At 41.4% G+C, this 14,226-nt stretch carries 13 protein-coding genes; 8 read left to right on the top strand and 5 right to left on the bottom strand.

The annotated features are described in order from the left end of the window. Positions 1-38: 38 nt before the first annotated feature. Positions 39-659 (top strand): YceH family protein, encoded by a 621-nt coding sequence (locus tag AAEU28_RS20240; protein ID WP_421965712.1) that lies wholly within the window; start codon positions 39-41, stop codon positions 657-659. A gap of 87 nt (positions 660-746) precedes the next feature. Then, positions 747-1,583, top strand: coding sequence for an ammonia-dependent NAD(+) synthetase (gene nadE / locus AAEU28_RS20235; RefSeq protein WP_421965711.1), 837 nt, complete (start codon positions 747-749; stop codon positions 1,581-1,583). Between the two features lie 51 nt (positions 1,584-1,634). On the opposite strand, the gene AAEU28_RS20230 is transcribed toward nadE, so the two are convergent. Then, entirely contained in the window at positions 1,635-2,522 is an 888-nt protein-coding gene (locus AAEU28_RS20230; protein ID WP_421965710.1) for a sulfite exporter TauE/SafE family protein, read from the bottom strand. Between the two features lie 165 nt (positions 2,523-2,687). Here AAEU28_RS20230 and folM point away from each other — a divergent pair, with 165 nt between their 5' ends. The 3 genes from folM to folX are packed head-to-tail and all read left to right on the top strand — an operon-like array spanning position 2,688 to position 4,334. Then, positions 2,688-3,395, top strand: a complete 708-nt coding sequence (gene folM / locus AAEU28_RS20225) for a dihydromonapterin reductase (protein ID WP_421965709.1) — start codon at positions 2,688-2,690, stop codon at positions 3,393-3,395. 11 nt (positions 3,396-3,406) lie between these two features. Further along, positions 3,407-3,961, top strand: a complete 555-nt coding sequence (gene folE / locus AAEU28_RS20220; protein ID WP_421965708.1) for a GTP cyclohydrolase I FolE — start codon at positions 3,407-3,409, stop codon at positions 3,959-3,961. Between the two features lie 10 nt (positions 3,962-3,971). Beyond that, complete coding sequence (gene folX / locus AAEU28_RS20215) at positions 3,972-4,334, top strand: dihydroneopterin triphosphate 2'-epimerase (RefSeq protein ID WP_349285316.1); 363 nt, start codon at positions 3,972-3,974, stop codon at positions 4,332-4,334. A gap of 22 nt (positions 4,335-4,356) precedes the next feature. Here the strand turns inward: folX and AAEU28_RS20210 are convergent, their stop codons facing one another. Further along, positions 4,357-4,794: a YqaA family protein gene (locus AAEU28_RS20210; RefSeq protein ID WP_421965707.1), complete on the bottom strand. Its 438-nt coding sequence runs from the start codon at positions 4,792-4,794 to the stop codon at positions 4,357-4,359. A gap of 121 nt (positions 4,795-4,915) precedes the next feature. Between AAEU28_RS20210 and AAEU28_RS20205 the strand changes: the two genes are divergently transcribed. Beyond that, positions 4,916-5,419, top strand: coding sequence for a TlpA family protein disulfide reductase (locus tag AAEU28_RS20205; protein WP_421965706.1), 504 nt, complete (start codon positions 4,916-4,918; stop codon positions 5,417-5,419). 64 nt (positions 5,420-5,483) lie between these two features. Further along, complete coding sequence (locus tag AAEU28_RS20200) at positions 5,484-5,945, top strand: DUF2721 domain-containing protein (protein WP_421965705.1); 462 nt, start codon at positions 5,484-5,486, stop codon at positions 5,943-5,945. 227 nt (positions 5,946-6,172) lie between these two features. On the opposite strand, the gene AAEU28_RS20195 is transcribed toward AAEU28_RS20200, so the two are convergent. Next, positions 6,173-11,215, bottom strand: a complete 5,043-nt coding sequence (locus AAEU28_RS20195) for a S8 family serine peptidase (RefSeq protein ID WP_421965704.1) — start codon at positions 11,213-11,215, stop codon at positions 6,173-6,175. Between the two features lie 326 nt (positions 11,216-11,541). On the opposite strand from AAEU28_RS20195, the gene AAEU28_RS20190 reads away from it, so the two are divergent. Then, entirely contained in the window at positions 11,542-11,994 is a 453-nt protein-coding gene (locus AAEU28_RS20190; RefSeq protein WP_421965703.1) for a c-type cytochrome, read from the top strand. 51 nt (positions 11,995-12,045) lie between these two features. Here AAEU28_RS20190 and AAEU28_RS20185 read toward each other — a convergent pair whose 3' ends face one another. Continuing rightward, positions 12,046-13,275, bottom strand: coding sequence for a hypothetical protein (locus AAEU28_RS20185; RefSeq protein WP_421965702.1), 1,230 nt, complete (start codon positions 13,273-13,275; stop codon positions 12,046-12,048). Then, positions 13,268-13,921 carry a methylamine utilization protein gene (locus tag AAEU28_RS20180; RefSeq protein ID WP_421965701.1) on the bottom strand — a complete coding sequence of 218 codons (654 nt, stop codon included), beginning with the start codon at positions 13,919-13,921 and terminating at the stop codon, positions 13,268-13,270. Before AAEU28_RS20180 ends, AAEU28_RS20185 begins: the two co-directional genes overlap by 8 nt. Positions 13,922-14,226: the final 305 nt, after the last annotated feature.

Below are 14,226 nucleotides of genomic sequence, written 5' to 3'. Positions count from 1 at the left end.
CGTACATTTGAGAAATAGCCTAATTAAGGAGCTTGGCGATGGAATTGAATCAAATTGAACAACGTATTATTGGTGTGTTGCTAGAAAAAGAAATCACTACCCCAGACCAATATCCTCTATCTTTAAATTCTCTGACGACGGGTTGCAATCAAAAATCGAATCGTGAGCCGGTTTTAGAGTTAAGCGAAGCTGAAGTCTTAGATACCGTTGATGGTTTAATTGCTAAAAGAATAGTGGTTCGAGATGAAGCTGTTTCGGGTCGAGTCGACAAATACCGCCATCGTTTCTGCAATACCGAGTTCGGTGATTTACAGTTTAGTGAACAACAACTCGCGGTTGTGTGTGTCTTACTCTTACGTGGCCCACAAACTCCCGGTGAACTTCGCAGTCGTACCAATCGCCTAGCGAACTTTGCTCAGGTCAGTGAGGTTGAACAAGTATTACAAGATCTCCAACAGCAAAGTCTTGTTCAGCAACTACCAAGACAGCCGGGTAAACGCGAAAGTCGTTATCAACACCTGTTTATATCGAGCACAGAAGCTGAGCTGGCCAGTGCAGGGGCTGAGCCATTGGCTGAGTCAGACCTAAATAGCTTATTAGAAGAAGTGCAGCAACTTAAGCAAGAATTAGCCAAGATAAAACAGCATTTAGGACTTTAAATGTAAGAAATAGCCCTTTAAATTCAGCAAATATCACAACATAATAGAGCTTGCACTCAATAAACCAGAACTCACAGAGGAATCATCATGCGCCAAGCCATTTTAGCCGAAATGCGCGTTCAGCCTAACATCGACGTCGACTTTGAAATCACCCGTCGCATTAACTTCATCAAACAACGTCTTGTCAGTGCACATTGTAAGTCGCTGGTATTGGGTATTAGTGGTGGCGTAGATTCTTCAACTTGTGGTCGCTTATGTCAGCTTGCCGTTGACGAGCTTAATAACGAGTTAAACACCACTGAGTATCAGTTTATTGCGATGCGCTTACCTTATGGTGTGCAAGCGGATGAAGACGAAGCGCAATTAGCTCTTGAGTTTATCAAGCCAAGCAAACGTCTAACTGTGAATATTAAAGATGCAGCAGATGCACTGCATGCTCAAGCTCTACTAGCCATGTCTGATAGCGATACCGCTTTACCTAGTGACAGCCATGTGGACTTTGTAAAAGGGAATGTGAAAGCACGTCAGCGTATGGTTGCGCAATATGAGATTGCCGGTCTTACGCAAGGTTTAGTGGTTGGTACTGATCACAGCGCTGAAAACATCACTGGTTTTTATACTAAATTTGGTGACGGTGCCTGTGACCTTGCGCCTTTATTTGGTCTATCTAAGCGCCAAGTTCGCGCATTAGCCAGCAAGCTTGGCGCACCAGCTGCTTTAGTAGAAAAAGCACCGACAGCCGATCTTGAATGTGATAAGCCAGGTCTAAAAGACGAAGACGCGTTAGGTTTGAGCTACGAGCAAATTGATGACTTCTTGGAAGGTAAAGACGTAGACGCTGAAGTGGCTGACAAGCTGATTGCGATTTACCTACGCACGCAGCATAAGCGCCAGCCTATTCCTACCGTTTACGACGCAGTATAAGTAACCTGAGCTCAGGTAAGTTCGTTTTTTTAGGCAATAAAGAAAATTAGGTTATGAGCTAACTAGCTCATAACCTGTCATACCCGCCTCGAGCACGATTAAACTCAGCAAAAACATTACCACATAACCCACTTTTACTTTTGCACATACATATGCCCCAAGTGGTGCACCTATTACCACCACAGGAATAGCAGCAAGTAAGTAGCTATGAATTTCTGGCGTGATCTGCTGTAAATAAACCACATTAATAAGACTGCCGATCACTGAGGTAAATGCCATCACTAAAACCGATGTCGCCGTCGCTTTTTTCACATCGGCTTTATAGCAAAGCAATAACAGCGCAAATAAGGCGATATCAGCCCCTGAGCCCACCAAGCCACTGGCAAGTCCGCCAATAAAGGCCACCAGCATTAAGCGCTGTGGATGAGGGTGAATGTCATCAATACTTTGCTCATGGTGAGCCTTACGCCACCATCTAACCAGCATGGTCACGGCAAAGCACAGCAACAACACACTAAATACCGACTTAACCCACAACCTAGGCACAACCTGGGCAACATACAGTAAACTTAAAATCACACCCAGTGATGCCATTGGCAGGGCAAGCAGCACCACATTGCGATAATAAGGAATGCCTCGACAGATAATGGTTAAGCTCGCCGCGGTCATGCCAAAGCTTTGTATCGCCAAAGAAAACACTTTAGCTGTGGCCGGTTCAATATCAAGTACCTTGGTCATGATCGGAAATGCTACCGCACCACCTCCCAAGGCTGTGCCACCTGCTACAAAAGACCCTAACGCCATAGTTAAAGCAATCTCAAATTCTTGATAAACCTGCATCAACGCAGGCTTTGCGCCTTGTAACAATAACAAGGTGGCATAAACTCCGGCAGTAAACCAAAACGGCCAAACTGACTTTTGCGTAACTCTTGCTAACATCCGACCTCCGTAGACAACGCTGTCAATTATACCCAAGTTGTATACTTTAAGTTCACATTTTTAGGAGCGTTAATCTAAGTTGACGCAAGCGCTTGATCGATCAAAATAAAAAAAGCGTATACACTGGTTAAATAGAAAAACTTTAACAATCAAGATAGGGCTTATATGACAGCACCCATACTTATTACCGGTGGCGCCCAGCGCATTGGCTTAGCACTCACAGAACACTTTGTTGCTCAAGCCCAACCCGTAATAATGACTTATCGCACCCGTCACGCATGTATTGATAAACTCGAAGCACAAGGCGTTACTTGTATTCAATGCGATTTCGATAAGCCCGATGCCGTTACCGAGTTGGTCAATCAAGTAACTTCGATCGCTCCCAGCCTTCGCGCTGTGATCCACAACGCATCAAGCTGGGATTGTGAAGCCAGTTGTGACGACTATGCCAACTTATTTGACCGCATGATGCACATTCATGCCAAAGTGCCTTACTTATTGAACATGGCACTGGGCACGCTGTTACAAAACTCTGACGACATTACCGATATTATTCACCTAACCGATTACGTTGTTGAGACAGGCAGCCCGAAACATATTGCTTATGCTGCAAGCAAAGCAGCTTTAGACAACTTAACTAAGTCTTTCTCTGCGAAGTTTGCACCGCGTGTTAAAGTAAACTCAATCGCGCCGAGTTTGATCATTTTTAATGAACACGATGACGACGCGTATAAAGCAAAAACATTGAAAAAATCCTTGATGGGCATCGAGCCTGGCTGCCGTGAGATCATCAATAGCGTTGAGCTATTATTAAGCAGTAACTACATCACAGGCCGCACCCTAGCAGTTGATGGCGGACGCCACTTAAAATAAAGAGACAGAGTATGCATGACGATTTAAAGAAAAGTTATCACGAAATCTTAACTGCGGTAGGTGAAAACCCAGAGCGTGAAGGTTTGTTAGACACCCCAAAACGCGCCGCCAAAGCAATGGAGTTTCTAACCAAAGGCTATCGTGAGACTTTAGATGAGATAACCAATAATGCCGTGTTTAGCTCAGATGCCGATGACATGGTGCTGATTCAAGATATCGAGCTTTATTCTATGTGTGAGCACCACTTACTACCCTTTGTAGGTAAGTGCCATATTGCTTATATTCCTGATGGCAAAGTGCTCGGCCTATCTAAGTTTGCACGCATTGTTGATATGTTCGCGCGTCGCTTTCAAATTCAAGAGCAGCTTACTCATCAAATCGCCAAAGCAGTTGAAGAAGTAACGGGCGCAAAAGGCGTCGGTGTCATTGTTGAAGCAAAACACATGTGCATGATGATGCGCGGCGTTGAAAAACAAAACTCAAAAATGCGTACTTCAGTGATGCTGGGTAACTTTAGACACGACCCTAAAACCCGCAATGAGTTTTTACAGCTAGTAAAAAACTAAGGAGCAGTGAATGCAAAACGCGATTATTAATATCACCAATTTAAGGCTGCGCACTTATATTGGTTTTAACCAAGAAGAGCGTGAGAAAAAACAAGATGTGGTACTGAATATAGAAATTCATTACCCCGCTGATAGCGCCTGTATCAACGGTGATATTGTTGAGCATGCGCTGAACTATAAAACCATCACCAAAGCGGTAATAAGCCAAGTCGAAACTGGCCACTTTTTACTACTTGAAAAACTGGTTGCTGACATTTTAGAGATCTGTCACGAACATGAATCAGTCACTTATGCAAAAGTGCGTGTCGATAAACCCCATGCTTTGCGCTTTGCAGATTCGGTCTCTTTGACATTAGATTGGCGTAAAAGCTAACAGTTATTCAATTTAAGTGCGGCTATATCAGCCGCTCTATTCCCAATGCGACCGCAATAATAAAGCCATAACGCAACGCTTTACCGATACTCACCAGTAACACAAATAATGAAGGCCTAACTTTAAAAACCCCACCCAATAATGTTAGTGGATCGCCGACTACTGGCAGCCAAGCAAACAGCAAGCTATACACGCCATATTTATCAAACACCCGTTGGCCTTTCGCTATTTGCTCTGCATTAATCGGGAACCAGCGCCTGTCTTGAAACGCCATCATTTTTAAGCCCAGCCAATAATTGACACAACTGCCCAATACATTACCCACGGTCGCTGATAACCAAAGCAACCAAAGCAAGCCTTGCTGTTTGACCACCAGCCCAGAAAGCACCACTTCAGACGAACCGGGCAACAGCGTGGCTGATAAAAATGCCGAGGCAAACAGACTAAGATAAATCCACATTCAATAAAGCGTTCATGTCATCACATATAGCGTTGCATTATCCTATCAAATAGCGGTTAATGTAAGCGTGAAAACCGAGTAACTATGCTGAGAATAAAATAACAACAAGGATTTAAACCTGATGTTCAAATACTTTAAAAAGAGCGTACTCATTGCATCTATTGCGCTGACCTTAAACGGCTGCGCCGCAACACAAAGCATTGAGCCTCACCCTAAGGGTTATGAAACCTACGTGGTACAAGGTGATGATTTTAAACACACTAGTTTTAGCGATATTAACGGTAAACCAGTCACCTTAAATGATAAAAAGAAATTGGTTATCTTATTTGCAACTTGGTGCTCTGACTCAAAACGCACGCTGCGTGAGCTAAAAGCATCACCGCTTATTACCAATCAGGATATACAAATTATCGGTATTGGTCGCGAAGAAAGCCCTGAATCAATGGCTAAGTTCAATCAAGAATTTGAGTTACCTTTTGCCCTAATTGCCGACCCAGAACGCGCCATTTATCAGCACTACGCAAATAAAGGCATTCCACGCCTAATCTTATTAGACGAACAGAATAAAGTAGTGAAAACACTGATTGGCGAACAAGCCAATGTTATTGAGAAAGTCATTTGGTAATGAGTTAAAAGCGTCAAATAGCCAATAGCTGATTTACACTAAACGCTCTCAATAAAGAGGTTATATGTCACAAGATCCAGTTCACATTCTAACAATTGCTAAAGTTATTCAAACTGCGGTTGCGCCGGTTTTCTTAATTACAGGTATTGCCGCAACGCTTGGGGTTTTATCTAACCGTTTAGCGCGTATTACCGACAGAGCAAGACTGTTAGATAGAAAACTTAATAACAACCAAGACGACTCCCTAGCATCTTCTCTAACGCAAGAAATGCGCGCGTTATTAAAACGCTCCCGCTGCATTCACATCGCTTTTAGTATGAGTGTACTCAGCGCCCTACTCGTCTGCGCCGTAGTTATGATGATGTTTATCTCGCACCTATACACTATGCCGTTAAGTGTCACTATTTCGAGTTGTTTTATCGGTGCGATGATTTTATTGATTGGCGCATTTTTAGCGCTGCTTGCAGAAGTATTTTTAGCAACACGCAGTATGCGCAGAGGCATGATTTTTAAAGATATTCAATAACGAGTTTGTGAGTTTGTGAGTTTGCGAGTTTGCGAGTTTGTGAGTTTGTGAGTTTGTGAGTTTGTGAGTTTGTGAGTTTGTGAGTTTGTGAGTTTGTGAGTTTGTGAGTTTGCGAGTTTGCGAGTTTGCGAGTTTGCGAGTTTAAAAATACAATAAAAAAACCCAGTCAAATTAAAGACTGGGTTTTTTAGTAATTAGCTGAGATTCAAGCAGCTAATCTATTCACATTACTTCTGCTTACGGCGACGAAGTGCTGCAAATGGTGCTGCTAGTAGTGCTAACCAAGCTAGTGAACCACTTGAGCCACTAGAGACATCTACAGGCTCAACTTTGTTTACTCTAACTTCAACTGTTTCAGCATCAGAACGGTTACCGTGCGCATCAACCGCGGTTACTGTGAAAGTAATCTTACGATCATATTCATAGTCTAGAGCTGACGTAGTTAAGATATTACCTTGCTCATCAACCTCTAGCAAAGCTGTACCAGAGACTTCAAAGCTAACCACATCATTATCACTGTCTAAGAACTGTAATTGACCGACTTGATAACCTACTCTTACATTTTCAAGTATTGTAAAAACCTGATTTGGCTCAATGCTTGGAACATGCTCTTGCATTACGCGAATATCAACAGGTACTGCAGCAGACTTGTTTCCTCTTGCATCGATTGCAATGACTGAGAATGTAATCGTTTTATTAAATTCATAGTCAAACGACTCTGCTACTATTATACGCCCCTCAGAGTCAACATTAACTAATGCTGTATCAGTAACTTCGAACTCAACGATATCATTATCGCTATCAACAAAGCTTAACTGACCTACAGAACTACCAACTTCTGCGCTCTCAAAAACAGTAAACACCTGATTAGGTTCAATGTTTGGAACATGTTCTTGCATTACGCGAATATCAACAGGTACTGCAGCAGACTTGTTTCCTCTTGCATCGATTGCAATGACTGAGAATGTAATCGTTTTATTAAATTCATAGTCAAACGACTCTGCTACTATTATACGCCCCTCAGAGTCAACATTAACTAATGCTGTATCAGTAACTTCGAACTCAACGATATCATTATCGCTATCAACAAAGCTTAACTGACCTACAGAACTACCAACTTCTGCGCTCTCAAAAACAGTAAACACCTGATTAGGTTCAATGTTTGGAACATGTTCTTGCATTACACGAATATCAACAGGTACTGCTACTGACTCGTTACCTCTAGCATCAATAGCTATTACAGTGAACGTAATTTTTTTATCAAACTCATAATCAAATTCAGCTGCAACAACAATGTTACCTTCTACATCGACATTTACCATAGCTGTACCAGAGACTTTAAACTCAACAATGTCGTTATCACTATCAGCAAAACTTAACACCCCAATAGTGCTGCCTACTTCTGCACTTTCAAAAGCAGTGAAAACTTGATTTGGAGCAATAACTGGCACATTCTCGGACATATCTTCATTGATAACAATCTTAACACTTACGCTTTCAGACTTGTTACCATCGGCATCAACTGCAACTACTTCAAGCATCACTTCAGCGGCTTGGTCAAAATCAACTTCGCCTTTCACAACGATAGAGCCATCAGCTTCGATAGCAAAAACGTCTGAGCCTGATACTTCAAAGCTTTCAATGTTATCGTCTTGGTCCATTACAACAAGTTGACCAACAACAGTATCCATAGCTGCATTTTCATTTACTTCAAAAATTTGTTCAGCTGCAATCATAGGCGTTTGCTCAGCAACTGTATCGGCAACATTCTGAACGTTAATATAAATTGAAGTTTCTTCTGAAACGTTACCTGCAACATCAATGGCAACTACTTTCAACTCAACCTCAGTAACGCCTTGGTCATAATCTAAGAATGCGCTATTTGCTACAACAATTTCACCATCTTTAGTGATATTAATACCTTCGTTAGACTGACTGCGAACAAAGTACTCTGACAGCTCTAATGCATCTTCTTGCTCAACCAATGAAAGCTGACCAATCACAGTACCATTTTCAGCATCTTCACTGACATCAAAAGACATCGCATCGATTACAAGAGGTGTAACTCTGCTTTGCTCATCAAGCACAGCTTGCTCAACAACAACAACTGCTTTTTGTAAATCTGTTCGACTTAATACAAATGGACTATCACTTTGAATAGTTACTTTACCACCGGCAACAATTTTATTAACGTCTTCACCTTCCATATCTTCCATTGAAACACGTGAAGATTGATAAGTAACAGTACCTTCCAAAGTATCAGTTGTTAATAGTGGGCCGCCTAAAGAATAACCGTTGTCAGGACCAACCGTTGCGGTTACGCGAATATTTTGACCTACAGGGCTTACAACTGTTGGCGTACCATTAACATCAACAGTTTGGTCACCAAACCCAACAAAGAAGTCACATGATGAGTAAGTGATGGTGTCTGAACCCACTTCATGGTGGATATCAACATAATAACGCCAGCTGATTGAGCCATCAGGGTTCACCGCTCCTGAAACACCTCTCATACTACCAGTTACACCAGTGCCTCTGCTGTTAAAGTCAGTGAAGTTATAGAATACCCAGTCATCCATACCATCGTTATTGATATCAAAGTGGATACCATAGTCACCTTTTCTTAGATGCTGCACTGGATCACGTAGCTGCATTGTTGCTGTAATTGCACGGCCACCGTCAGGACAGCTCGCAATGCCACCGTAAACGTTCATCGATGTAGAGATAATATCCATCGCCAACGAATGCTCAGGGTCTTCTGATGCAATTAAATTATCAGCATTTAGTTCGATATCATGTGCGCTCGTATTATATACAACTAACTGCTTTTCACCTTCAACGAATTCATACTTCATTTCAAGCGTTTCTAATGCTTTAGGCATCGCATGGAATACTAAATGTAGATCATGATCTTCGCTAGATGAGATGTCATTAAATACAATTGCACCATCATACTCAATTGCTGTTAAAGCATCACGTCGTTGTTGATATTCAGCATCACGGCGAGTTGCAAACTCAGCATCTGTCTCAGACGATAATCTTCTCATTGTTGTACTGTCGAATGCCCACTCTTTTAACTTCATAGGGTCGATATTCAAAGTTGCATCAAAAGAAATTGTTTGACCAGCTGGCACAGTAATTTCTTCAGGAAGGTCCCAAGAGAATGCGCCTGTTTCACTATCATCTGCATAACGAGCTTCAGCGCGAAGGCTGTAAGTTTTCGCTTCTGAAGAGAAGTTCTTCACTTGTACTGTCTTTGTGTAAGATGATGATTCAGATACTGATAGTAAACCAAATGAAAGTGCAGCTTGGTTGGTATCAAAGTCTGCATGATGTACCCACGCAGCAACAGGAGATTCAATTGCTTTATTTACATCTACTAGACCCGCACCAATTCGGCTGATTGGCGCTAACTTAGCGTCTTCATTTAGCGCTAACGCTTCTTCGTAAACGTTTAGGTCGGCGGTATTCATTAGTACTGCTTTTACTTCTTCAGCATTCATGTATGGACGTGCATCACGTACCAGCGCTACTGCACCTGCAACGATAGGGCCAGAGAATGAAGTACCTGAGTTTTTCATTGTTGATGTGCCAATCGCAGCTGGATCACTTTCAACTGAACCTGGTTTTGCAAGTACAATTTCAGAGCCTGGAGCTGTAATTTCTGGCTTTAATAAGCCATCCATTGAAGGACCACGAGATGAGAAACCAGCTACTGCATTACCTGCAATATTTGTTTCTTCAATATCAACAGTCAGGTCAAAAGCTCGACCATTTGCAATCGCATCTTTAACGACTTGACCATCTTCAAGTGATAGCATGAACGAACGGATAGTAACTGCTTCCGCACCTGGTGATGCAGCCATACCGAATGCACCGTCATTTGCCTTGTTATTTACAACAATAACAAAACTTGCACCCGCTTTTTGAGCGTTAAGTACTTTGTCAGAGAAACCACAACCACCACGATCTACCAGTACAACTTTACCAGTAAAATCTGTACCTTCAGCAAATTCAACACATGCTTCTTGGTTTGCGTCAGGGTAGATAAATTCTTTACCTTCACTTGTGAAGCTTAGCGGTCCTTGCTCACCAAATGATGCTGTTCCAAATGCCACAGCACTACCGTTTAACGACGCTTCCCTTTTTGAAGTCACAATCTGCTCAACAGGGTGAGTCATTGCACCAACTGAAAGGGCATTTGGTGTTGTACTTGGACCACCAACGATGAATGGGTGATCAGCATCGTTACCTGCAGAAATAACCAAGTTAGTACCTAGTTTAACCGCTTTGTGAATTAGGTATTGCGTGCCACTTTGCGTATGCGTTGAACCATAATCACCACCTAGTGACATGTTAATAACGTCAACGCGGTCACTGATGTTGCCATCACCATTTGGATCCATTGCTTTTTCAAGTGCTAAGATTTGTGCTGCACCTGAACAGTTTTGCGTTCTATCACCACACACAGTGTAAGCGTATAGTTCAACACCTGGTGCAATACCCGTTACCGAGTGCGCCACGTTAGTACCATGGTTAGTCGCATTTGGTGTGCCAGTTGTTGCATCAAAACGAGGGTCATTTTCAATCGGATCCGCATCACCTCGAAATGCATCATAACCGCCAACAACTTGGCCCTGTGGCCATGTTACTGAAGTTTGGTCAGCCGCAGCAGCACTATAAGCTTCAAGTGTACCTTCACCACCTAAAATTTTGTGCGTGTAATCAATACCTGTATCTAGTACAGCCACTGATTGTGAACTACCTGTAAAGCCTTTTTCTGTATTAACAATATCAGCTGAAATATATTTGTTAACATCTGCAACCTGAATTTCGTTATCAAGTACAGGTAAGATTTTCTCAACTAATGGGTGATTCTTAAGAGACTCTAGTGCAACCTCATCCGCATCAACAATCAAAGTCGCTGCTAAGATCTTTGTCTTGGCGATCACTTTTGCACCAGGGTCGAAGCTTGAAAGCGTTGATAAAACCTGTGCTTGCACTTCTTCAATCGAAATTGCAGCCTGCTGCGCTGCAGCTACTGAGTATCGACCTTGATCTAATAAATCAGACGCACTTTCTGCTTTCAAAACAACCATGTAAGCATTTACTTCATGCAGTTGCTCAGCTTTAAATTCTTGTTCGTTTTGAAGCAAACTTTGACGATGCTCCAATAATGCTTTTGTATCAATTGCTGATGCATTTGCTGCAAACAAAACGCCTGATACAGCCGATGCAACAGCTGTGGCTTTGATAAATTGATTAGACATAACTACCCTTCATTCTTATTTTGTAAGTGGACACAATTTCTTAAATGTTTCCATTGTGACAACAATACATTAATCCAAGCAAAACATTTATAGGTACACTGGTAACAAGTAGAGCAAAGAGACTAACGCTGGGCAAAAAAACTCAATATTTCATAAACTTAAATAACGACATAAAATGGTAAATAAACGTAAACAAAACGTTCATAAAGTTAATATGGTTGCACTTTTCAGCATTTTTGAACATCTTTAACCACTCACCATGTTCGACTTGCGTTTTTAAGTTGTTTTACGTAAAAAGAATGGATTCTAATTTTTTGGGGCAAATCATGAAAAAAACTCTTCTTTTAGCAGCAGCTTTAGTTGGTGCATTTTCTTTACAAGCAAATGCACAATCTATGTTTGAAAAACCAGAAGACGCGATTGAATATCGCAAAGCAACCTTTCAGCTTATTCGTTATCAAATTGGCGATATGGGTGACATGTTAAAAGGTAAAGTACCTTTTGATGCAAAACGCTTTCAGCAGAGAGCTGATAGTGCAGCAGCTCTTTCAAGTATGCCATGGGAAGCATTTACTGCAGATTCACAAAAAGGCGATACCGGCGCTTTACCTGCTACTTGGTCTGACCGCGCAACGTTTGACAAAAAAGCGGAACAATTTGCAAAGTATGCTAAGGCACTTGCTGTAGCAGCTCAATCAGGGGATAAAAAAGAAATCGGCCCTGCATTTAGAAATTGGGCTAAAGGCTGTAAGGATTGCCACAAGTCATTTAAAGACTAATAAAAAGCACGGAATACTTAATTAGATAAGTATTCCGTGCTTCCTTTAAAATTAAAACTTATAACTTAGCGCAACGCGCCAAACTTTATCAGTTACATTTAGTGGTAATCCACTTTTATATCGATAACTCAACCAACTATCTGAATATAACCACTCTATACCAAGCTTCAAATTATCATTTATAGAACGATTGATATGTAACGTGAGCGCTTGGTTGTCACTGGCATTCGGATCAAATACCCAATGATCCTTATCAGCAACCTCAGACTTTTCAAAGCGAGCCGAGAATCGATATGTTGTCCATTTATGGCTAAATAAAACGAACCAGCTACGAAAATCATTATCAACACCTCTACCTGGGCCCATTGTCGTTGAGCCTGACATTGCTTGCATCAAAAGATGTGTTTGACTGGAAAGCTTACTTTTCCAAGCTACTGATAAGAAGCTGGTATCCCAAGCATATTGACCAATTCCTTCATTTATCGCTGCAGGGTCACCATTATTGTCATACCAGTAAACTCTAAGGCTATGCTTTCTCAAATAGTCTAAATGAACACCTGCATAAAAACCAAAGCGACCATCTATTTCATGAAACGGATCTGAGTACTGCCATTGTTTTGCAAGCTGTGGCTTCTGCAATGAATACAGAGATGCAAAACCTATTCGTTCATTTAAATGTGTTTGTCTGTCATGAGGAAGTAAACCTCGCCAAGCAATCAAGGTTCCTGCAGGATCATTTCCTTTGAAAATAGCTGTATGAAAACTTACATCGTACTTGCTTCTAAACCTTCTAGCTGGGCGCTTTATTGTTAATTCAGAGCCAATGGCTCTAACTTCTTCACCTAACCAAGCATTCAAAGCCGAATAGTTATATGTATAAGGTGATGACCATGCAAACCCCGTGTTTTCAAGAGACATTTTTGGATAAAAAGCACCAGTTTTAACTGATACTTGATACCGCTTAGCAATCGGTTGATACTGAAGATAGGCTTCGGTAAAGCCTAAAGCGGCTTTTGGACTTGGAACATATTGTGCCACACCAAAGAGGGACCAACTATTTGCAAAATCTATTCGACCTGTTAAAACTGCACGAGATATTGAGAGTTTATCATCGTGTTTACCAAATCGAGTTGTACCCCAGCCCTTATCTAACCAGCTCACGGAGTCGGAGCCCGAGTCATAACTTGCGTCGATCTTCCCCTCAAACTTTGTTTGAATACTGCTTGCAACAGTAACCGAAGAAAAACTTAAACCTAGCAGTCCAGAAATAACTTTATTCATAACCATCACTTTCATCCACTGCAAAGTCGAAAGCTTCCATAAGAGATTGCTTTACTTTATAGGTTTCTTTTTGAGAATGAGAACTCAGCTGTACTTCTACTTGCTCACTTGCCTCTAGCTTCTCAAAACGTTCATGCCAAACATGTAATTGTGCTTTACCAATTTGAGAGGGAGATAATGCAATATTTGCTCGACCTTGCTTGTCCGTCAGTGCGTAGTAGCCAGAATCGATAACCAATATATAGCCTAACATCCAGTCATGAATGTTACACCCTAACTCAACAACACCATTATTTTCGAAGACAATCTCTGATTTAGGCGTTTCTTTATATAATTTTAATTCAAATGGATTTGGCTTCGAAAAGGAGTAAACATGATGCAAGATAGAGTCGAAGTTAGGAAATTCTATTTTAGCGCCAGTTGGTACAACCAAGATATGTGGCGTAAAAGCTCTATTTTTTTGCCCCATACTAAACATATCAGCAGCTTGTTCTGCTTTAGGCTTATATAAGTCGCCCTCAAGCCACACCACAGCATTAGTCAAAGGGTTGCCTGCTTTGTCTTTGACTATAACTTCAAATGCCTGAGAGTGTGTTACAAAGCATAAAGCTAAGCTAAAGAGAAACTTCAGTTTGCTGTATTTCATCTAAATGTTCCATATTTTTGAGTGCGTATACCCTTAGTGTATAGCAACCTCTAGATATATAAGTTAAGCATACACACAGATGACCGAGTTATTTAATTTTATTATTCAATAAAAGTTCAAATATGGTGCAAAATTAGCGACAGCGAACGCAGTGAGTGCGCTTCTTTTGCGCAAGTATAGTACGAAAGGTTTATGACAAGCGCGCAGCGCTTACATTCTTTTCGCGCAAGGTGAACTGAATTAGTTTAACTGAAGTTGAGGGTTTAGTTATTTACGCGTGTGAAAAGAGTTTCAAAATGAACAGA

This window comes from Pseudoalteromonas sp. SS15, assembly GCF_049257195.1.
GTDB lineage: Bacteria > Pseudomonadota > Gammaproteobacteria > Enterobacterales > Alteromonadaceae > Pseudoalteromonas.
The sequence above is the reverse complement of the archived record's forward strand: the minus strand, read 5'-3'. Positions and strand labels throughout refer to the sequence as shown.